Source organism: Curtobacterium sp. MCPF17_018, from assembly GCF_003234135.1.
Classification (GTDB): Bacteria; Actinomycetota; Actinomycetes; order Actinomycetales; family Microbacteriaceae; genus Curtobacterium; species Curtobacterium flaccumfaciens.
On the sequence record NZ_QKSJ01000001.1, the window covers coordinates 456939 to 476792 of the forward strand.

Annotated in this window: 19 protein-coding genes; 9 read left to right on the forward strand and 10 right to left on the reverse strand. The window is 71.8% G+C overall.

The annotated features are described in order from the left end of the window. The first annotated feature begins 82 nt into the window (after nucleotides 1-82). The 3 genes from DEJ27_RS02165 to DEJ27_RS02175 are packed head-to-tail and all read left to right on the forward strand — an operon-like array spanning nucleotide 83 to nucleotide 2117. A complete protein-coding gene (locus DEJ27_RS02165; RefSeq protein ID WP_146238478.1) occupies nucleotides 83-658 on the forward strand; it encodes a hypothetical protein in 576 nt (191 codons plus the stop codon). After that, nucleotides 655-1302 (forward strand): signal peptidase I, encoded by a 648-nt coding sequence (lepB, locus tag DEJ27_RS02170; RefSeq protein ID WP_110858845.1) that lies wholly within the window; start codon nucleotides 655-657, stop codon nucleotides 1300-1302. The genes DEJ27_RS02165 and lepB overlap by 4 nt, the downstream gene beginning before the upstream one ends. Continuing rightward, nucleotides 1299-2117 (forward strand): helix-turn-helix transcriptional regulator, encoded by an 819-nt coding sequence (locus tag DEJ27_RS02175; protein ID WP_146238479.1) that lies wholly within the window; start codon nucleotides 1299-1301, stop codon nucleotides 2115-2117. Before lepB ends, DEJ27_RS02175 begins: the two co-directional genes overlap by 4 nt. Before the next feature lie 76 nt (nucleotides 2118-2193). On the opposite strand, the gene DEJ27_RS02180 is transcribed toward DEJ27_RS02175, so the two are convergent. Then, complete coding sequence (locus DEJ27_RS02180; RefSeq protein ID WP_146238480.1) at nucleotides 2194-2511, reverse strand: hypothetical protein; 318 nt, start codon at nucleotides 2509-2511, stop codon at nucleotides 2194-2196. Between the two features lie 88 nt (nucleotides 2512-2599). Between DEJ27_RS02180 and DEJ27_RS02185 the strand changes: the two genes are divergently transcribed. Then, nucleotides 2600-3814, forward strand: coding sequence for a PP2C family protein-serine/threonine phosphatase (locus DEJ27_RS02185; RefSeq protein ID WP_110858848.1), 1215 nt, complete (start codon nucleotides 2600-2602; stop codon nucleotides 3812-3814). 520 nt (nucleotides 3815-4334) lie between these two features. On the opposite strand, the gene DEJ27_RS02190 is transcribed toward DEJ27_RS02185, so the two are convergent. Continuing rightward, a complete protein-coding gene (locus DEJ27_RS02190) occupies nucleotides 4335-5204 on the reverse strand; it encodes a phosphoribosylaminoimidazolesuccinocarboxamide synthase (RefSeq protein WP_111090231.1) in 870 nt (289 codons plus the stop codon). Further along, nucleotides 5201-6469, reverse strand: a complete 1269-nt coding sequence (purD, locus tag DEJ27_RS02195; RefSeq protein WP_111090232.1) for a phosphoribosylamine--glycine ligase — start codon at nucleotides 6467-6469, stop codon at nucleotides 5201-5203. Before purD ends, DEJ27_RS02190 begins: the two co-directional genes overlap by 4 nt. Before the next feature lie 57 nt (nucleotides 6470-6526). On the opposite strand from purD, the gene DEJ27_RS02200 reads away from it, so the two are divergent. Then, complete coding sequence (locus DEJ27_RS02200) at nucleotides 6527-6898, forward strand: sterol carrier family protein (protein ID WP_071248502.1); 372 nt, start codon at nucleotides 6527-6529, stop codon at nucleotides 6896-6898. A gap of 290 nt (nucleotides 6899-7188) precedes the next feature. On the opposite strand, the gene DEJ27_RS02205 is transcribed toward DEJ27_RS02200, so the two are convergent. Continuing rightward, complete coding sequence (locus DEJ27_RS02205) at nucleotides 7189-9777, reverse strand: LuxR C-terminal-related transcriptional regulator (protein ID WP_146244638.1); 2589 nt, start codon at nucleotides 9775-9777, stop codon at nucleotides 7189-7191. A 108-nt stretch (nucleotides 9778-9885) separates the two neighbouring features. Between DEJ27_RS02205 and DEJ27_RS02210 the strand changes: the two genes are divergently transcribed. Continuing rightward, nucleotides 9886-10287 (forward strand): hypothetical protein, encoded by a 402-nt coding sequence (locus DEJ27_RS02210; RefSeq protein ID WP_110858851.1) that lies wholly within the window; start codon nucleotides 9886-9888, stop codon nucleotides 10285-10287. A gap of 84 nt (nucleotides 10288-10371) precedes the next feature. Here the strand turns inward: DEJ27_RS02210 and purF are convergent, their stop codons facing one another. Beyond that, complete coding sequence (gene purF, locus DEJ27_RS02215) at nucleotides 10372-11829, reverse strand: amidophosphoribosyltransferase (RefSeq protein WP_027465037.1); 1458 nt, start codon at nucleotides 11827-11829, stop codon at nucleotides 10372-10374. A 73-nt stretch (nucleotides 11830-11902) separates the two neighbouring features. On the opposite strand from purF, the gene purM reads away from it, so the two are divergent. Next, nucleotides 11903-13018: a phosphoribosylformylglycinamidine cyclo-ligase gene (gene purM / locus DEJ27_RS02220; RefSeq protein WP_110858852.1), complete on the forward strand. Its 1116-nt coding sequence runs from the start codon at nucleotides 11903-11905 to the stop codon at nucleotides 13016-13018. Nucleotides 13019-13683: 665 nt separating this feature from the next. Here purM and DEJ27_RS02225 read toward each other — a convergent pair. Further along, nucleotides 13684-13902 carry a DUF3073 domain-containing protein gene (locus DEJ27_RS02225; RefSeq protein ID WP_017886249.1) on the reverse strand — a complete coding sequence of 73 codons (219 nt, stop codon included), beginning with the start codon at nucleotides 13900-13902 and terminating at the stop codon, nucleotides 13684-13686. A 158-nt stretch (nucleotides 13903-14060) separates the two neighbouring features. Here DEJ27_RS02225 and DEJ27_RS02230 point away from each other — a divergent pair, with 158 nt between their 5' ends. Continuing rightward, the gene (locus tag DEJ27_RS02230) at nucleotides 14061-15206 is read left to right on the forward strand and encodes an NAD(P)-binding domain-containing protein (RefSeq protein ID WP_110858853.1); all 1146 of its coding nucleotides are present in this window, start codon (nucleotides 14061-14063) and stop codon (nucleotides 15204-15206) included. 123 nt (nucleotides 15207-15329) lie between these two features. Here the strand turns inward: DEJ27_RS02230 and DEJ27_RS02235 are convergent, their stop codons facing one another. The 4 genes from DEJ27_RS02235 to DEJ27_RS02250 all read right to left on the reverse strand — a co-directional run bounded on the left by DEJ27_RS02235 (nucleotide 15330) and on the right by DEJ27_RS02250 (nucleotide 19229). After that, nucleotides 15330-15770: a DoxX family protein gene (locus DEJ27_RS02235; protein WP_111090234.1), complete on the reverse strand. Its 441-nt coding sequence runs from the start codon at nucleotides 15768-15770 to the stop codon at nucleotides 15330-15332. A 120-nt stretch (nucleotides 15771-15890) separates the two neighbouring features. Next, nucleotides 15891-16166, reverse strand: a complete 276-nt coding sequence (locus DEJ27_RS02240; RefSeq protein WP_017886246.1) for a DUF3072 domain-containing protein — start codon at nucleotides 16164-16166, stop codon at nucleotides 15891-15893. A gap of 61 nt (nucleotides 16167-16227) precedes the next feature. Next, nucleotides 16228-16983 (reverse strand): hypothetical protein, encoded by a 756-nt coding sequence (locus DEJ27_RS02245; RefSeq protein WP_110858855.1) that lies wholly within the window; start codon nucleotides 16981-16983, stop codon nucleotides 16228-16230. 11 nt (nucleotides 16984-16994) lie between these two features. Beyond that, entirely contained in the window at nucleotides 16995-19229 is a 2235-nt protein-coding gene (locus tag DEJ27_RS02250) for an APC family permease (RefSeq protein WP_110858856.1), read from the reverse strand. A 130-nt stretch (nucleotides 19230-19359) separates the two neighbouring features. Between DEJ27_RS02250 and DEJ27_RS02255 the strand changes: the two genes are divergently transcribed. Continuing rightward, nucleotides 19360-19812, forward strand: a complete 453-nt coding sequence (locus DEJ27_RS02255; protein ID WP_110858857.1) for a MerR family transcriptional regulator — start codon at nucleotides 19360-19362, stop codon at nucleotides 19810-19812. Nucleotides 19813-19854 lie beyond the last annotated feature (42 nt).

Consider the following 19854-nt stretch of genomic DNA (forward strand, 5'->3'; position numbering starts at 1 on the left):
CTGCCGGAACCGGCCACCCGTGTGGCCATCGCACCCGGTGTCCTGTCGGCGGACGGCCGAGCGCGGGGGCCAAGATGGACGGATGCCACGCACACGACGGCCCTCCCGACCGGGGCGCGGACCCCGCGGCGGTCGCCCGGATCCCCGCGACCTGCCACTCGAGCACGTCCGCGACCGGATGTCGTCGTACATCTACGGCAACATCACGGTGCTCGCCGTCGCGATCGCGGTGAACCCGGAGCAGATCCACCACGGAGCCGCGGTGGCGACCGTCCTGGCGACCGCGGTGCTCACGTACCTGGCCCACGTGCTCGCGCACCTGGTCGCGCACGGGCTCGGCGACGACGGCGAGGAGTCCGCCGAGGACCGCGCTGCGCGCCGCGACTCGGTCGCGACGATCGTCCGGAACGCCAACCCGATCGCGACCTCCGGGCTGATCCCGGCGGTCCTCTACGCGGCTGCCTGGATCGGGTGGCTGCCGGCGGAGTGGGCACAGATCGCGGCGACGGTGATCCTGGTCGTACGCATCGGGTTGGTGGGTGTGTTCATGCAGCGGTTCAGCGGGAAGCAGCCCACGTTCCTCGGGCTGTGGGGCGGCATCGTGCTGGCCGCGGTGGCGTTCGTGATCGGCCTCGTCAAGGTGGTGCTCACGCATTGAGCGACACCGACGCCCACGCTGCATCCGACGCTGGTGCCGACGCCGTGGCCGAGCCGAAGCGCGGCGGTCTGCGGTTCCTGCGCGACCTCGTCATCATCGTCGTCGTGGCGCTGTTGGCGTCCTTCCTGGTGAAGGCGTACCTGGTCCGTTCCTTCTACATCCCCTCGGCCTCCATGCAGGACACGCTGCTCGTCGGGGACCGGGTGCTCGTCAACGAGCTCGTGCCCGGGGTCGTCCCGCTGCAGCGTGGTGACGTCGTGGTGTTCCAGGACCCGGGCGGCTGGCTCGGCACGGGCCAGGGCGACGACCTGATCAAGCGGGTCATCGGCCTGCCGGGTGACACGGTGTCGTGCTGTGACGCCCGGGGGCGCCTGTCGGTGAACGGACACGCGGTCGACGAGCCCTACGTCGTGCTCGAACGCGGGTCGGACCGTGTCGCCGGGAAGGACTTCGAGATCACCGTGCCGAAGGGGCGCATCTGGGTGATGGGCGACAACCGCTACGACTCCGCCGACTCGCGCGTGCACGGCACCGTGCCGGTCGACGACGTCGTGGGGCGCGCCTTCGTGACCACGTGGCCGATCTCGCGGTGGTCGGTGCTGTCCCGGTACGGGGACGAGTGGGACCGGGTCCCGACGCCGTGACCGCTGACGACCAGGGCTTCGGCTACGAGACCGGCGGGGACGACGACCTGTCGATCCACCGGATCGCGACACCGGGCAAGCAGTCCGGGACGATCGGTCCGCGTCCCGACCACGTCGTGTTCTGGCTCGCCGACGGCCGGGCCAGCCTGACCGCCGACGACGGCGAGCAGTGGCAGGTCGGCGCCGGGCGGCCGATGATGCTCTCGGCGTCCGTCGCGTACGCCTTCGAGACCGACGCGACCGCCACGACGCTGCTGCACCTGTCGCCGTCGCTGCTCGGCGACACGGGGGAGTCCTCAGTGTTCCGGCAGCCGGACGCGGGCGATCCCGCACTCGAACCGCTGCGGGCACTGCTGCGCGAGGCCTCCGGGCGCATCCTCGACCCGGCGCTGCCCGCCGCCGACCGTGCGGCCCTGAACCGGCGGATCGCGACCGTCGTCCTGTCGACCTTCGCCCGGTCGCGAGCGGACGTCGCGGACCGGATGCGGCGCGCGATCGGCTTCGTCCACGACCACGCCGACCGGGTGTTGACGGTGGCGGACGTCGCAGCGGCCTGCGACCTGAGTGAGCGCGGCCTGCAGGACCTGTTCCGCCGTCGTCTCGGCGTCACGCCCATGCGGTACCTGCGCGAGGTCCGGCTCGACCGGGTGCACCTGGAGCTGGGGCGGCCGGGTTCCCGCGCGCTGCTCGTCAGCGAGGTGGCGCGGCGGTGGCGGTTCACCCACCTGGGTCGGTTCGCGGCGTACTACCGGGAACGGTTCGGGGAGCAGCCGCACCAGACCGTCGCGCGGAGCGGCACACCCGGAGAACGGTAGTTCTCGCGTTCTTCGCGGATTCCGGCATCCGGCTCGCCGGGCGAACCGCGCGTCGAGCACCCGGTCGCGGTCGGGGTCAGCAGCCCGTCGTCGTCAGGGTGACCCTCGCGACGGTGCCGTCGGACACCTTGGTCGTCTGCGGGCAGAGGTCGCCGGCGCGGACCGTGACCTGGCCGAGGGGAACGCCCGCGAAGTCCGCCGTACCGCCCGGGAACACGCGCTGGTGCTCGGAGAGCTTGCCGGTCGAGGCGAACACCTTGACCTCGTAGGGGTGGTCGGCGGCGTTCGACGACACCGTGACCGACACCTGGCCGGTGGAGTCGTGGGCGCCACAGCCAGCGAGGGCCAGGAGCGCGGCCACTCCGAGGACGGTTGCGGGGACGACTCGGAGCACGACGACCAGGGTACGCCGGCGCGCCCGACCACCTGCGCCCTCCGGACTGGGGACAGGCCCTGTCCGTTCCGCGCGTTACCGTGGGAGCATGCAGCCGGAAACCGCGATGTCCGTGCCCGCGCCGACCGGGGCCGATGCGGTCCGGCGAGCCGCTCTGATCGCGGCACTCGACGTGGTCGACGGCGGGGTCGAGGAACGGTTCGAACGGATCACCCGGATCGCCCGTGAGGCCCTCGGGGTCTCCGGCTCGTTCCTCAACCTGGCGGGCGAGACCACGCTGACGATCAAGTCGCAGCAGAGCGACGCCGCCTTCGATCCGGTCATCCCGCTGCAGGACACGTTCTGCGGACGGAGCCTGGGTGAGCAGGGCCCCGTGGTCGTCGCCGATGCCCGACTGGACGACCGGTACGCGGACCTGCCGATGGTGCTCGACGACCCGAACATCCGGTTCTACGCCGGTGTCGGGCTCCGCGCCGGCGACGACGACCTGAAGATCGGCACCCTCTGCCTGATCGACCCCGAGCCGCGCACCCTCGACGCCGACGAGCTCGAACTGCTGCAGGAACTCGGCATCTGGGCAGAGCGCGAGCTGCTCGCCGGTGCCGACGAGGACCGGCTGCGCACCGTGCTCCACGGCCTGCAGCCGGCTGCCGTGCAGGTGCCCGGGTACCGGATCACGGGGGTGTCGATCCCGCACGGGCTCGTCTCCGGTGACTTCCACGACTGGCACCGCTCCGGCGAGGACTCGATCCACCTGACCGTGTCGGACGTCATGGGCAAGGGGATGTCCGCCGGGCTCCTCGCGGCGAACATCCGCGGTGGGCTGCTCGCCCGCGGCGACCAGGACCCGAGCGTCGCGGTCGCCGAACTCGAGGCGCAGGTCGCCCCCGAGCTCAGCCGTGCCGAGTCCTTCGCGACGATGTTCCACGGCCGACTGACCCCGTCCACCGGCCGCCTCGACTTCGCCGACGCCGGCCACGGGCTCGTACTGCAGCTCCGCGACGACGGTGCCGAACGGATCCTGCGGTCGTCGGACCTGCCGATCGGGCTGCACCCCGCAGGGATGCCCCGCGCCGCCGGGTCGCTCGTGCTCCGGCCCGGTGACGTGCTCATCGTCGTGACCGACGGCGCGCTCGAGCTCTGGGACTCCACGCTCGCGTCGCTGTCGGAGCTCGGGTCGCTGTACCGGGAGTCCCCGGACGTCGAGACGTTCCTGCAGCGGGTGCGCGCACGTGTCGCCGAGCACGACCCGGGCGACGACCTGACCGTCGTCGTGGTGGCGCGGGACGCGCTCGGGGCCTGAGCGGTCGACAACTGTCGCCGGCTCGTCGGCCGGTCGCGCGGCGAGTGGTCGCGACGTATCGTGCGTGGGCCGCCGAGTGGTCGCGCGGCGAGTGGTCGCGACCTGCCGTGCGTCGGGCGCGGAGTGGTCGAGAACTGTCGGTTGGCGCGGCCTCGGGCGACGGTTCGTGACCGCACGGCGGACCTGAGCGGGGTGTCGTGACCGTTCGTGTGGCACCGGGTACCGCGGCGAGTGGTCGCGACCTGCCGTGCGTCGGGCGCGGAGTGGTCGCGAACTGTCGGTTGGCGCGGCCTCGGGCGACGGTTCGTGACCGCACGCCGGACCTGAGCGGGGCGTCGTGACCGTTCGGGTGGCACCGGGTACCGCGCGGCGAGTGGTCGCGACCTGCCGTGCGTCGGGCGCCGAGTGGTCGCGGACTGTCGGTCGGCGCGGCCTCGGGCGACGGTTCGTGACCGCTCGACGGACGTGAGCGGGGTGTCGTGACCGTTCGTGCGACACCAGGCGCCGACCGGGCGGGGCGTCAGGCGCCGAGGCGCTCGATCAGCTCGGCGTAGCGCGCAGCCGTGCGCTGGACGATCTCGTCCGGCAGGACCGGCGGCGTGCCCTGGCGATCCCAGTGCGCGCTGAGCCAGTCCCGCACGATCTGCTTGTCGAACGAGTCGGTGCGGTCGGCGGAGCGGGCGTCCCAGTAGCGGCTGGAGTCGCTCGTCAGGACCTCGTCGGCGATGCGGATCCGGCCGGTGGCGTCCTGCCCGAACTCGAACTTGGTGTCCGCGATGACGACGTCACGCTCGAGAGCGATGGCGGCGGCCTCGGTGTAGACGTGCAGCGAGAGCTCGCGCAGGGTGGCCGCGGTCTCGGCACCGACCAGGTCGACGGTCTGCTCGTACGAGATGTTCTCGTCGTGCTCGCCCTGGGCCGCCTTGTACGCCGGCGTGTAGATCGGTTCCGGCAGGCGGTCACCGTTGGACAGCCCCGCGGGGAGCGCGACGCCGCACACGCTGCCGGTCTCCTGGTACTCGGCCCAGCCGCTGCCGACCAGGTACCCGCGCACGACGCACTCGACGGGGAACATCGTGAGCGGCATGACGTGCATCGACCGTGCCTCGACCTCGGCGGGCACCGGGGTTCCACCGGAGGACGGGCCGATGATGTGGTTCGGGACGTCGCTCAGCTGGGTGAACCAGAACCGCGACAGGCGGGTCAGCAGTTCGCCCTTGCCCGGGATCGGCGGCTCGAGCGCGAAGTCGTACGCGCTGACCCGGTCCGAGGCGACGAGCAGCAGCTCGGACGCGCTCGCCAGGTCCGCGGTGCCCTCGGGCACGTAGAGCTCGCGCACCTTGCCGGACGAGACGTGCCGCCAGCCGGCGATCGGAGCGGCGGCGGTCACTTCGCGACCTTCGCGGCGATGTCGGTGCGGAACTGGGCGCCGTCGAGCGTGATATCGCCGAGCCCGGCGTAGGCGCGCTCGCGGGCCTGGGCGAAGTCCGACCCGGTCGCCACGACGCTGAGCACCCGGCCACCCGTGGCCACGAGCGTGTCGTCGAGGACACCGGTGGCGGCGTGCGCGACCGAGACGCCGTCGCGGGCGTTCGCGTCGTCGATGCCGGTGATCGGTCGACCGGTCTGCGGGTTCTCCGGGTAGCCCTCGCTCGCCAGGACGACGGTCACGGCGACCTCGTCGCGGAACACGGGTGCGGGCACCGCACCGAGCTGCCCGGTGGCGGCAGCCAGCAGGAGTTCGCTGAGCGGCGTGGCCAGGCGGGGGAGCACGACCTGCGTCTCCGGGTCACCGAAGCGCGCGTTGAACTCGATCACGCGGACGCCCTGCTCGGTGACGATGAGGCCGCAGTACAGGAGCCCGACGAACGGCGTGCCCTCGTGTTCGAGGCGGCGGACGGTCGGCAGCGCGACGAGCTCGGTGACCTCGTCGACGAAGGCCTGCTCGGACGGCCAGCGGTCGGCGAGCCACGGCAGCGGCGAGTACGCACCCATGCCGCCCGTGTTCGGTCCGTGGTCGCCGTCGGCCAGGCGCTTGTAGTCCTGCGCAGGGCTGAGCGCGCGGACGTCGTGCCCGTCGCTCAGGAAGAACAACGAGACCTCTTCGCCGTCGAGGAACTCCTCGACCACGACGTGTCCGTGCTGGAGCCAGTAGGTGGCGTGGTCGATCGCGGCCTGGCGGTCGTCGGTCACGAGCACGCCCTTGCCGGCGGCGAGCCCGTCGGCCTTGACCACGTACGGGGCGCCGAGCTCGTCGATCGCGGCGACGGCTTCGTCCGCCGTGCCGGCGTAGACCGGACGCCCTGTGGGCACACCGGCCTCGCCCATGATTCGCTTGGCGAACGCCTTCGACCCCTCGAGCTGCGCGGCGGCCTTGCCCGGCCCGAACACCGGGATGCCGCGGGTGCGCACCGGGTCGGCCACGCCGGCGATGAGCGGGGCCTCGGGGCCCACGACGACGAGCTCGACGTCGTTCTCGATCGCGTACTCGGCGACGAGCGCACCGTTGGTGGGGTCGAGGGAGACGGTCTCGACGTCGGCGGCGATGCCGGCGTTGCCGGGCGCTGCCGTGATGACGTGACCCGCATGCTCAGCGAGGAGGGCCGTGATGATCGCGTGCTCGCGGGCACCGGAACCGAGGACGAGGATTCGCACCCGATCACCCTACCCAGCCCGACTCGCCGCCCGCGATGCGAGGGCTAGCCTGTGGAGATGCCACCCAGGAGGATCGAGGACGCCGACGGGCGCGCGGCACTGGCCGCGGTGCGTCGTGGGGAGACGGCTCGACCGGCCGTCGCGACCGCGGTGCGGTGGACGTTGCAGTGCCTGGCGGACGAGGTGCCGGGCAACAGCGTCGAGGTGCGGGTGCCGCCGTTCGCCGCAGTCCAGGCCGTGCCCGGACCCCGGCACACCCGTGGCACGCCGCCGAACGTGGTCGAGACCGACGCCACCACGTGGCTCGCGCTCGCGTCCGGTGAGCTGACCTGGGCCGAGGCGGTCGCGCAGTCGCGCGTCAGCGCCTCGGGCTCGCGCGCCGACCTGACGGCGTTCCTGCCGGTCCGGCTGCCCGCCCCCGGCGCCTGACCCACCCGCGCCTGACCGACCCGCGCCTGACCGAACCGCCCCGAAGCCGCCCGCGGAGGAGTCCCGCGCGAATTAGGTAGTGCCTACCGATGCGCCCGCATCGACCGGGTTCCTAAGCTTGAAGTCGCCGGGATTCGGACCCGACCCGAACGGGTCCGAACCCGGCGACAGGCACCAAGGTACGCGATGTTCCACACAACGTGTCAATCGTGGCGGCGCGTCGTGCTGCAATCCGCAACGTTCTTGCGTGTGCGACAGCCGATGCCGAACGCTGAGCAGCTCAGAGCAGCTCAGAGCAGCTCGCTGAGCTCCGAGCGCGCGTGCAGGTCCCACTTCGCGAAGACACGGGACAGGTGCGCGTCGATCGTCCGCGTCGAGAGCCCGAGGGACTCCGCGATCCTGCGGTTGCTCAGCCCCTGCGCAGCGAGCTCGGCGACCTCGTACTCGCGCTTCGTCAGCGGCGGTTTCGAGCGCGCGGCGGCCACCGAGACACCGTGCGCCGCGAGCACGCCCTGCGCCGCGATCACCCGCGTGCGATCGACGGCACGCACGGCGTCGGCGTACTCGATCACGGCGGCGGCGAGTGGTCCGTCGACGCGGGTGGCGGCCTCGCGCATCCGCGCGAGCGAGCCGGTCGAGTCGCGCCCCTGCGACATGCCGACCGCGTGGTGCAGGGCGTACCCGTACATCACGTGCGTCCACGAGCCGTTGGCCGTGCTGCGTTCGATGATCTCGTCGGCGTGCTGCAGTCCGGCCGGGTTGCCGAGCACGGCCTCGGTCCAGGCGATCGACACGGCGACCTGCTCGCCGATGATCCGCATCGCCCGCAGCGGGGTGGTCCGGGCCCGCTCGAGCGCACTGGAGGCTGCTTCCGGGCGTCCGGCGTAGGCGTGCGCCAGGGCCAGACGTGCCCAGGGGTAGGCCGCGAACCCGCCGTGGTCGGCGATGTCGTACCGTTCGCACGCCGCCGAGAACGCGGCGACCGCGTCGTCCCAGCGGCGCTGTGCGATCGCCAGGTTGCCCTGGCCGATGAGCTCGAGCGTGAAGTCGTACTTCAGGTATGGGCTGGACCGCCCCGCCGGCACCTCGATGATCAGGTCGTCCAGGTCGCCGCGCCACATCTGCACCTGGTGCAGGACGGAGGAGTTCTCACCGACGCTCCAGGGCGCTGCCTCGACGTGCGCCACGGCGGTGGCCAGGGCGCGGTGACCGAGCGCGGACGCGTCGTCCAGTCGGCCGGCGGTCGCCAACGCCATCACGGCGCAGGGTGCGACGGCGAGGAACGACATCGGCATCGTCGGGGCGTGCACGATCCCGCTGCGCTCGATCTCGGCCCGGACCTCGGCGAAGTCTCCGCCCCAGCCCTGGTGCGCCATCCGCAGCAGCCGCAGCCGCTCGACGGCCTCGTCGGACTCCACCAGGCGCGTGGCGGCATCGGTCAGGGCGACCGCCGCCGTGACGTCGTCGTCGTGGAACTGGCGGATGTTCGCCAGGGTCTCGCACGCTTCGATCACGGCCTCGTCGGTGACGTCGCCGACGTGCCGTTTCGCCACGTCCCAAGCGGCTTCGGCGCCGGCGCGGCCGGCTTCACGGCCGTCCGAGTACGAGTACGCCAGCGAGCGGAGGCAGTGCGCCGTGACCTGCTCGGTCGGGGTGAGTGTCGTGCGGAGCGCTGCCGAGGCCAGGGCGATCCCGCTCTCGTGCTCCTGCAGCCGCACGGCGACCTGCGCGGCGTCGAGCAGCTGGTCCACCGACGGCAGGACCCCGCACTCGAGCGACCACAGCGCGGCACGCAGGCGTGCTGCGGGCGGTGCGCCCTCGGGTCGGTCGGTGCGGAAGGCGTTGGCGCGCGCGAAGAGTGCCGTGCGCCGGGCCACCGGCACCAGGGTCCGGATGACCTCGCCGACGAGCGGGTGCGACGGCCGGACGACCGCGGCGCCGTCCTCGAGTGAATCGATCCGGACCAAGCCGAGCGCGACGACCCGGTCGACGTCCCCGCCGGTGACCAGGCCGAGCAGGCGCGCGAGCGGGATCGGGTCGGCGAGGGCGACGATGTCGACGACGTCGCGCAGGTCCTCCGGCAGCGACCCGAGCTCCGTGCGGTACATGTCGGCGAGGCTGTCCGACGCGGTCACCCGTCCGCGCCAGTACCACCCGGTCGCCGTGTGGTCGAGTGCACCGGAGACCCGTGCCGCGCGGACCACCTCGCGCAGGTACAGCGGGTTGCCGGCGGTGGCGCGGTGGACGCGCTCGGCGGAGGCGTTCTCGAGCGGCGAGCCCAGCGCCTCGGCCACGAGTGCCGCGGTCTCGTGCAGCGCCAGGGGCTGCAGGTCGATGCGCTCGAGCAGGTCGTCCTGCCACAGCGCGCGGAGCGGCTCGGGGAGCGCCGTGAAGTCGCGGCAGGTCAGGACGAGCCGGGCGCCCTGCCGGCGGACCAGCCAGGCGACGTACCGCGCGGAGATCGCGTCGAGGTGGTCGGCGTCGTCGACGCGGAGCAGGACGTCGCGGTCGACGAGGTCCTCGATCGCCCGGAGGCGCTGCTCGGCACCGGTGTCGTCGGACAGCTCCGAGATGGACGCCGGCAGCTCGCCGAAGCGCTCGGCGACGGCGCCGAAGGGCATCGACCTGCTCGCGGCGACCGCCGTGATCGGCACGACGACCGTGCGGCCGGTGCCGTCGCGACCGGCGACGCGGTCGGTGACCCGCGCCGCGGCGGTGCTCTTGCCGATCCCGGGGGCGCCGACGAGTGCGACGCTCCACCGGTGCTCGGCGACGACGGCGACGGCGCGGTCCTCCTCGACGCGCTGCGCGACGGGCCAGGCCACGCGGGCGGGGGCGGTCGGTCGGCGTCGGCGGGCGGGTGCGGTTCGTTCACGCATCCGACACACCTCCTCCCCTTGGGATACCGACCAGTAGCGACCATCCTCTCCCGGATCGGTCGCCGGGCACAGGCCGCGGGACGTCCCACAGTGGGGGACAATGGACGGGTGAGCAACACCGATCAACCCGACGAGCAGCCGCTCCCCACGCCGGCACCGGCTCCCAGCGCGGTCGCCAGCCCCGACGAGGTCACCATCCGCCGTGCACCGAAGTTCGGCGTGTTCATCGTCGGCGGTGCCGTGCTCGGATTCCTCGCGACCCTCGTCGTGGTCGCCCTCACCATGAACCTCGGTGGCCAGCGGGACCAGACCAGCTTCGGCAGCCTGGTCGGCTACTTCAGCCTGTGGGGTGTCACGATCGGTGCCTTCGTCGGTGCGGTCGTCGCCGTCGTGTTCGACCGGGTCTACGCCCGGCGGTCGGCCCGCCTGACGGCGGAGCGCGTCGAGGTCGAACTGCCGCCCGAGACGGTCGACGGCGAGCTCGACGACCACGGTGACCAGCGGCCGTAGCCGCTCCCGATCAACGGACTGGAGGCCCGGTGCCAGCTGGCACCGGGCCTCCAGTCCGTCTGGTGGTCGCGTCTCGGACGCGACCTAGCTGAGCTGGTTCGCCTCGACCCAGGACAGGTACTCCGGGCTCACGGTGCCCGTGACGTACTCGCCCGTGAAGCAGCTCATCTCGAGGTCGGTCACGTCGGAGCCCTCGATGATGGCGTCGCGCATGTCCCCGACCTCCTGGTAGATCAGGTGGTCGCTGCCGAGCACGCGGTTGATCTCCGGGATCTTCCGGTCGTGCGCGATGAGCTCCGCGCGCGTCGGCATGTTGATGCCGTAGACGTGCGGGAACCGGACAGGCGGAGCGGCACTCGTGAACGTGACCTCGTTCGCGCCGGCGGCCCGGGCCATCTCGACGATCTCGCGGCTCGTGGTGCCGCGGACGATCGAGTCGTCGACGATCAGGATGTTCTTGCCCTTGAACTCGGACGACATCGCGTTGAGCTTCTGGCGCACCGAACGCTTGCGCTCCGCCTGCCCCGGCATGATGAAGGTGCGGCCGACGTAGCGGTTCTTGTAGAAGCCCTCGCGGTACTCGATGCCGAGCTTCCGGGCGACCTGCATGGCCGCCGGACGGCTCGAGTCCGGGATCGGCATGACCACGTCGATGTCACCGGTCGGCGCGTACTGCTCGATGGTGTCGGCGAGACGGTTGCCGAGGCGCAGACGCGCGTCGTAGACCGAGATGCCGTTCATCACCGAGTCGGGGCGTGCCAGGTAGACGTACTCGAACGAGCACGGCACCAGGCGCGGGTTCTTCGCGCACTGGCGGGCGTGCATCTGGCCGTTCATCTCGATGAAGACGGCCTCGCCCGGGGCGATGTCGCGGACGATCTCGTACCCGCCGGACTCGAGCACGAGCGACTCGCTCGCGACGACCCACTCCGGCTGCCCGGCCTCGTCGAACTTGTGGCCGAGGATCAGCGGGCGGATGCCGAACGGGTCGCGGAAGGCCAGCAGCCCGTGCCCGGCGATGGTCGCGATCGTGGCGTAGGAGCCCTCGACCCGCTCGTGCACGCGCTCGACGGCGTCGAAGACCTGACCCGGGTCGAGGTTCGCGCCGCGGACCTGGCCCTGCAGCTCGTGCGCCAGCACGTTCACCAGGAGCTCGGTGTCGCTCGTCGTGTTCAGGTGGCGACGGTCGATGTCGAACAGTTCACGCGTGAGTTCCCGCGTGTTGGTGAGGTTGCCGTTGTGGACGAGGACGATGCCGTACGGCGCGTTCACGTAGAACGGCTGGGCCTCTTCCTCGTTCGTCGCGGCGCCCTTGGTGGCGTAGCGGACGTGTCCGAGTCCCATGGTGCCGAGGAGGGCACGCATGTCGCGGGTGCGGAACGCCTCACGCACGTGGCCGCGGGTCTTGTGCATGTGGTGCACGTGACCCTCGACCGTGGCGATGCCCGTCGAGTCCTGCCCGCGGTGCTGCAGGAGGAGCAGTGCGTCGTAGATGGATTGGTTGGCGGGGCCCTGCGCAACAAGGCCGACGATGCCGCACATTCGCGGGTGTGCTCCAGACCGTAGAATCGGGGGGTACCGAACAAGTCTGCCATGTCACCGCGAAGGACTCCGCATGCCCAACCCGTACGCCGAAGCCGGAGTGGACACCGCTGCCGGTGACCTGGCCGTCGAACTGATGAAGTCCGCGGTTGCGGCGACCCACAACGCCTCGGTCCTCGGTGGCGTCGGTGGGTTCGCCGGGCTCTACGACGTCTCGTTCCTGAAGGACTTCTCACACCCGTTGCTCGCGACCTCGACCGACGGCGTCGGCACCAAGGTCGCGATCGCGCAGGCGATCGACAAGCACGACACCATCGGGCAGGACCTGGTCGGCATGGTCGTCGACGACATCGTCGTGGTCGGCGCGAAGCCGCTGTTCATGACCGACTACATCGCGTGCGGTCGTGTGGTGCCGGGCCGGATCGCCGACATCGTCGCCGGCATCGCCCGCGGCTGCTCGGAGACCGGCACCGCCCTGGTCGGCGGCGAGACCGCCGAGCACCCGGGGCTGCTCGGCCCGGACGACTACGACGTCGCCGGTGCGGCGACGGGTGTCGTCGAGGCGGACGCGCAGCTCGGAGCGCACCTCGTGCAGGACGGTGACGTGGTCCTGGCGATCGAGTCGTCGGGCCTGCACTCGAACGGCTACTCGCTCGTGCGGCACATCCTGGCGTCGCGGGGCGTCGGCTTCACGGACCAGCTGCCCGAGCTGAGCGGCGTCGGGTTCGGCGGCGCGGTCTCCGTCGGCGAAGCCCTGCTCGAGCCGACCCGCCTGTACACCGCACCGCTCCTGGCCCTGCTCGAGCAGCACCCGGGCGCGGTGCACTCGCTCTCGCACGTGACCGGTGGTGGCATCGCCGCGAACCTGGCGCGCGTGCTGCCCGTCGGCTCCTGGGTCGAGGTCGACCGTTCCACCTGGCAGCCGCTCCCGGTCTTCCGGGTCCTGGCTGACATGGCCGGCACCCCGATCGAGGACACCGAGGGCACCTGGAACCTGGGCATCGGCATGTTCGCCGTCGTCTCGGCCGGGGCCGCTGCCGAGGTCATCGCCTCACTCGGTGCCGCCGGCATGCCCACGTGGCCCGTCGGCACGATCGCCACGTCCGCGCGGGACCTGACCGGGTTCGAGCAGGGTGCCAAGGGTGTCGACGGCGGCGCTGTCCGGCTCGTCGGGAGCTACGCGGGCTGACCAGCTCGGCGGCGCCGGGCCGGGGGCTCCCGCTCCCGCCGCGCCGCGGTCCTGCGCCGCGCCGTGGAGCGTGCGGTGAGTGGTCACGAACCGTCGTTCGGCGGGCCTGCAGTCGACGATTCGTGACCGCACGGCGTCTTGCGCGCGGGGAGTTGTGACCATTCGAGGCCGGGACTCGGGCGCGGTACCGGGGCGTGTGATGCGAGCAGCCTGGTCCTTGCCTCCGTCGCGGGTGTGCCGGGGACTCGCCGTGCTGCGTGCGGTGACTGGTCACGAACCGTCGTTCAACGTGCCTGCAGCCGACAGTTCGTGACCGCTCGGCGTCTTGCGCGCGGGGAGTCGTGACCACTCGAGGCCGGGACTCGGGCGCGGTACCGGTGCGTGTGATGCGAGCAGCCTGGCCCCTGCCTCCGTCGCGGGTGTGCCGGGGACTCGCTGTGGTGCGTGCGGTGAGCGGTCACGAACCGTCGCCTGGCGTGCCTGCAGCCGACAGTTCTCGACCGCACGGCGTCTTGCGCGCGGGGAGTCGTGACCACTCGCGGCCGGGACCCGAGCGCGCTGCAGGGTGCCCTGGAAGATCCGATGAGTGCCTGTGCGCGTCCGGCGTCCGGGCACGCGGAAACGCCGCGCTGCCCGAGGGCTGCGCGGCGTGACTGCGAGAGAAGTCAGGCGGACTTGTTCTGGTCTGCCTGGGTCTCGAACTCGTCTTCGTCTTCCGCCGGTTCCGGACCGTACTGGTCCGCCCAACGGTCGACGTAGTTCTCGTCGGAGTGTTGTCCGGCGGAGAGCTCTTGCTCGAGCGCACCGTAGTTCGTCTGCGGGCTGAAGTACTTCAGCTCGCGGGCGACCTTGGTGTGCTTCGCCTTCTGACGGCCGCGCCCCATGCGTGACCCCCTCGTTCGGCTCTGGTCCGGTCCTGGCGAATGACGGAGGATCACTCGGGGAACCAGACGGTTCGTGGTTTGAAATCTGCCGATCACTCTACCATGTACCTCGATCTGGACGTCGCGCGACGGCTGGCCCGCACAGCAGAATCGAAGTGATGACGGAACCCCTCGAGACCCCGGTCGACCAGCACGCCCGCGTGGTGGTGATCGGTGCGGGGCAGGCGGGGCTCTCCGTGGGATACCACCTGCGTCGCCTCGGGCTCGTCCCGGGCAGCGAGCTGGTGATCCTCGACCGCGCGCCGAGCACCGGTGGGGCGTGGCAGTTCCGGTGGGAGGCCCTGCGGCTCGGAGCGGCGCACCGGGTGCACGACCTGCCCGGCATGCGCGCGATGGGCCTGGAGTTCGACGACGCCGACCGGTCACGGCCCGCCCGGGACGTCGTCGGGGAGTACTACCGGCGCTTCGAGCAGCACTACGACCTGCGGGTCCGGCGCCCGGTCACGGTGACGTCCGTCTCGCGCATCGACGGCGACGGCGGCGTGGCGGCCGAGGCTCCGGCGGACGGCGGCCTGTGCGTCACGACCCGGAGCGCCGACGGCACCGTCACGCGCATCCGTGCCGAGGTCGTGGTGAACGCGTCCGGCACGTGGGGCACCCCGTTCGTGCCGTGGTACCCGGGCCGCGACGTGTTCCGCGGACGGCAGGTCGACACGACCGAGTACCGCAGCGCCACCGAGTTCGCTCGCCAGGACGTCGTGGTGGTGGGCGGTGGGACGAGCGCGATCGGGTTCCTGCTCGAACTCGACGGCGTCGCCCGCTCGACGCGGTGGTTCACCCGGCGCCCGATGGTCTGGGCCGGGACCGCGTCGCTCGACGTCGAGTCCGCGGTGGCCGCCGTCGACGAACAGGACCGTGCCGCCCGCGCCGGCGAGGTCCTGCCGAGCATCGTCAGCGGCACCGGGGTCCCGGTGTCGCGACGGATCCGCTCCGGCATCGACCGCGGCGTGCTGCGTGACGAGCCGATGTTCACGCGGATGGACGAGACCGGCGTGTGGACCGCCGACGGATCCCATGTGCGCGCCGACGCGGTGATCTGGGCGACGGGGTTCCGCGCCGACCTGCGGCACCTCGCACCGCTGCACCTGCGGACCCCGGCGGGCGGGGTGGTGGTCGAGGACGGCCGGTCGGCCGAGGAGCCGCGGTTGTTCCTGGCCGGCTACGGTCCCCAGGCGTCGACCATCGGTGCGAACCGGGCCGGACGGCGCATCGCCCGCCAGGTCATGGATGCACTGGCGGGCTGAACGGCCGCGCGGCCCCTCGCACGGTGCGAGGGGGCCGCGTGAACGGTGCGAGGTTCCGTTCCCGGTGCGGCCCCGGTGAGCTCGCACGAGCGACGGAACCTCGCACCGGACGAGCCGCGCGGCTCAGGCGGGCAGGGGTCCCTCGACGCCACGACGACGGCGCGACGACTTGAGCACCAGGGTGTCGAGCGAGAACCGCCCGGGCCCGGTCAACGCCACGGCGAACGACGCCACCGCGAGGACGAGCACGTACTCGAACCCGCCGTCCTGCGAGTAGAAGCCGGCGGTGCCGTGGGCCAGGAACCCGGCGACCACCATGTCGACGGCCAGCAGCACGCCGATGACACGGGTGGCGACGCCGAGCACGAGCAGGATGCCGCCGACGAGCTCGAGGCCGGCGACCAGGGGTGCTGCGACCTCGGCGAGGGGGACGCCCATGCCGGAGAAGCCCTGCACCACGGCGGGGATGCCCTGGGCGAACTTCTGGGCGCCGTGGGCGATGAACACCACCCCGAGGACGATGCGGAGCGCGGTCAGGCCGATGGAGGTCGATGTCGTTCGCATGGCCACGAAGGTAGCCGGTGACGCGTCACCAATCGTCCTCGAACAGGGGACTGACCGCGCTTCGCCAGAACACGCTCAGAGCATGCCCAGGCAGCGGTCCGCCGAAGGGCGGACTGCTCCTCAGGAATCGGCGCCGCGGCCGGTCTGCTGCTGGAGACGGTCGATGTGCTCCGACGCCTGCGCCTTGGTGAGGTCGGCGGGGAGCTCCTCGCCGGCTTCACGGGCCAGGGTGTCGAGGTAGCTGCGCTGCGGTCCGGTCATCGGCTCGTCGCCGGTGACCCACTGCTCGGGGTCCTTGCTCGCGTCGGTGGAGGGGTCGGGTCGGGGGCCGCCGAGGGTCTCGCCCTGGATCGGTGCGTCCGGGGTCTGCTGCTGGTCGCGGTCTGCGTCACTCATGTCCGCGACGGTACGCCGCACCCCCGTCACGACACGCAGCAGCGGCGTCCCCCGAAGCGGCTCAGACCGCAGTCGCCGCGTACCGCACCAGGTCGGGCCCGACGGCACTCGTGGCGATCGGCACGACGCGGTCGTCGCGGCGGATCCAGATCGTCGCCGCACGCACGTCGATCCGGTCGACCTCGTGCAGTTCGCCGTCGAGCAGCACCGACGCCGTGACCCGGACGTGACCGCTCGCCGGACGTGGCGGCAACCCGACCACGTCGTCGCCGTACGCCGGGTGCTCGCCGGGCTGCAGGAACGGTGACACCGGGGCGGTGACGACCTCGAGCCCTTCGGTGACAGCGCTCACCGCCACCAGGCGGACGGCCTGGTCGGTCGGCAGCGGCGCGTCGACGACGGGCTCGGCGGTGGGGCCGGCCAGCGCGCGGAACGCGGGTCGACCGTCGGGGGCGAGGTGAGCCTCCAGGCCGTCGATCCGGACGCGACCGCGCCCACGGGAGTCGGCGTAGACGCCGGGCTCGATGCCGGACTGCCGCGCCTCGAGCCGGGTGAGGACGACGCGGTCCGGGCGGTACCAGTCGCGGAGCGCCGCCGGATCCACCCACCCGACGCTCGGGACGCCACGGGAGAGCGCGGCGGAGTCGTCGGCGGCGCGCTCGTCACGCGCGCCGAGGGGGTGCTCGCCCCGCACGGCGACGAGTCCTTCGAGCGGGCTGCCGGGCGGCGGTTCGTGGTCGAGCACCTCGACGCGCTTCGAGACCTTGCCGCCGTGTCCGTCGAACGTGGCGAACGTCCGCAGGTCACTGATGGTCATGGGGCCACATGCTACGACTCGTCGGCTCCCCGTCGCGGCGGGGAGGGTACGAGGGCGTGGATCTCGCCCGTGCAGAGCGCGGGGTCGACGCCCTCGGCGGGGCCCGCCGGACGGGTCGCGCGGCGCGGCTGGATGCTGTTGCGCTCCGCGGATCGGAGCAGGCGGTCCTCGGTCGCGGCCTCGGCCGGCGACGCGGGCTGCGCGGGGCGGCGGAGCGGGGGCCGGACGGGCTCGCCGCGGCGATCCTGGCCGGGCAGCGGGCGGGAGCGTCGGCCGTACAGCAGCTCGGACGAGTCGAGGAGCCACGGCACCAGGGCCACGGTGACGCCGTGCACGAGCAGCAGCTTCTTGCGGATGCGGCGACCGCGGTGGTTGTGGAGCAGGCCCTCCCACCAGTGCCCGACGATGAAGATCGGGGTGTAGACGGTGACGACCTCGGAGCCGTGCTCGTGCCGGTGTGCCTTGATGTACTTGATCAGCGGCATCGAGATGTCGCGGTAGGGGCTCGGCACGATCGTCAGCGGCACCTGGATGCCGTACTCCGCCCACTGGTCGCGCAGGCGTTGGGACTCGGCGTCGTCGATCGCGACGTGCACCGCCTCGATGCTCGCGTGCTCCGCGGCGACCGCGTAGTCGAGCGCCTTGAGCACGGGCTTCTGCAGCTTGTTCACCAGGACGATCGCGTGGTCGCCGGTGGCGCCGAACTTCGTCTCGACGTCGGCCTCGATCTCGTGCGAGACGTCGCGGTAGTACCGGTTCACGCCGAGCATCAGCACGTACAGCACCGGCATGATCAGGAACACGAGCCAGGCCCCGTGGGTGAACTTCGTGATCGTGACGATGACGAGCACCACGAGGGTGAAGGTGGCGCCGATCGCGTTGATCGTTCGGGAGCGGACGACCTGCCCGCGGTTCACGGGTGGCTCGTCGTCAGCAGCGGGCGACCCGTCCCGGTCCCGGTCGGCCCGAAGCAGCCGCGTCCAGTGCACGACCATGCCCGTCTGCCCGAGCGTGAACGACACGAAGACACCGATGATGTAGAGCTGGATGAGGCTCGTGACGTTCGCCCGGTAGACCACGAGCAGCGCCGCGGCGACGAGGGCGAGGACGATGACGCCGTTCGAGTAGATGAGGCGGTCGCCGCGGGTCGAGAGCGCCTTCGGAGCGTACGAGTCGCGCGCCAGGATCGAGCCGAGCAGCGGGAACCCGTTGAAGGCCGTGTTCGCCGCGAGGAGCAGGACCGCAGCCGTCGTCGCCTGGATGACGAAGAACAGCACCGAGTTGTTGCCGAAGGTCGCCGCAGCGATCTGCGCGATGAGCGAGCGCTGGGGCGTGGTGGCACAGTTCGCGAAGCCCTGCAGGTCGCAGGCACGCTCGGCGTAGTGCACGTGCGACACGAGCGCCAGGGTGATGAGCCCGATGAACAGGACGATCGCGATGCCGCCCATCGCGACCAGGGTGGCCTGCGCGTTCTTGATCTTCGGCCGGCGGAACGCCTGCACACCGTTCGCGATGGCCTCGACGCCGGTCAGGGCCGAGCAGCCCGAGGCGAAGGCGCGAAGGAGCAGCAGGATGAACGCCGCCTGCGTCGTGTGTTCCACGTTCTGCACGGTGTACGCAGCGGACTCCGCGACCGGGGCGTTGCCCGCTGCCACCCGGACGAGCCCGGTGACGACCATCACGAAGACGCTCGCCACGAACAGGTACGTCGGGATCGCGAAGGCCTTGCTCGACTCCCGCACACCCCGCAGGTTGGCGGCGGCGAGCAGCACGACGAACAGCAGGGCGAGCTCGACGCGGAAGTGGTCGAGCATCGGCAGCGCCGAGATGATGTTGTCGACACCGGAGGCGACCGACACGGCCACCGTCATCACGTAGTCGACGAGCAGCGCACTGGCGACGACCAGCCCGGCCTTCTCACCGAGGTTCCGGTGCGCCACCTCGTAGTCGCCACCGCCGGACGGGTACGCCTTGATGAGCTGCCGGTACGAGGCGACGACGACCACGAGCAGCAGCACGACGAGCGCGGCGACCCACGGCGCGAACGTCAGGAAGGCCATGCCGCCGAGCAGCAGGATCATCAGGAGTTCCTGCGGCGCGTACGCGACAGAGGACAGCGGGTCACTCGCGAAGATCGGCAGGGCCAGGTGCTTCGGGAGGAGCTGTCCTTCGAGCTTCTCAGAGGGGAGGGGATCCCCGATCAGTCGTGCTTTCAACGACCGGATCTCGTTCGTCACGAGCGGCAAACCTACTCAGTTCCGGGCGCGAGTCAACACGGTTCGCCTGCCGCATATTCCCGGGTGCCCACGGGCGCTCGACCCTGGGTGCCGCCCACCCCTTGCCGTTGACGCAGCGTCAACCAGTACAGTCGCCAGCATGAACGGATCGACAGGCCCGGACGACGCAGCTGCGAAAGCTCCCCACGCCATCACCGAGGTGGCGCGTTCCGCCGGCGTCTCGAGTCGGACCCTTCGGCACTACGAGGCCGTCGGACTGCTGCCGGCCACCGCCGTCGGCGCGGGCGGGCTCCGGCGCTACGACGACCGCGCGCTCGTCCGGCTGCAGCGGATCCTGCTGCTGCGCGGACTCGGACTCGGACTGCCGGAGATCGCGCGACGCCTCGACGACGAGGGTGACGACGTCGCGGCGCTCACGGCGCACCTGACGTGGCTGGAGCACGAACGGGACCGGCTGGCCCGGCAGCTCGCGGCGGTGCGCACCACCGTGGCGCGCGTCGAGCACGGGGAACCCCTGACTGCGGCCGAGGCGTTCGCCGGCTTCGCGCCGACGCGGCTGTCGGTCGTCGACCCACCGGTTGCGGGACGGTGAGGAACCAGGTTCCGGACACGGCACCGCGCATCTGCACGGTGC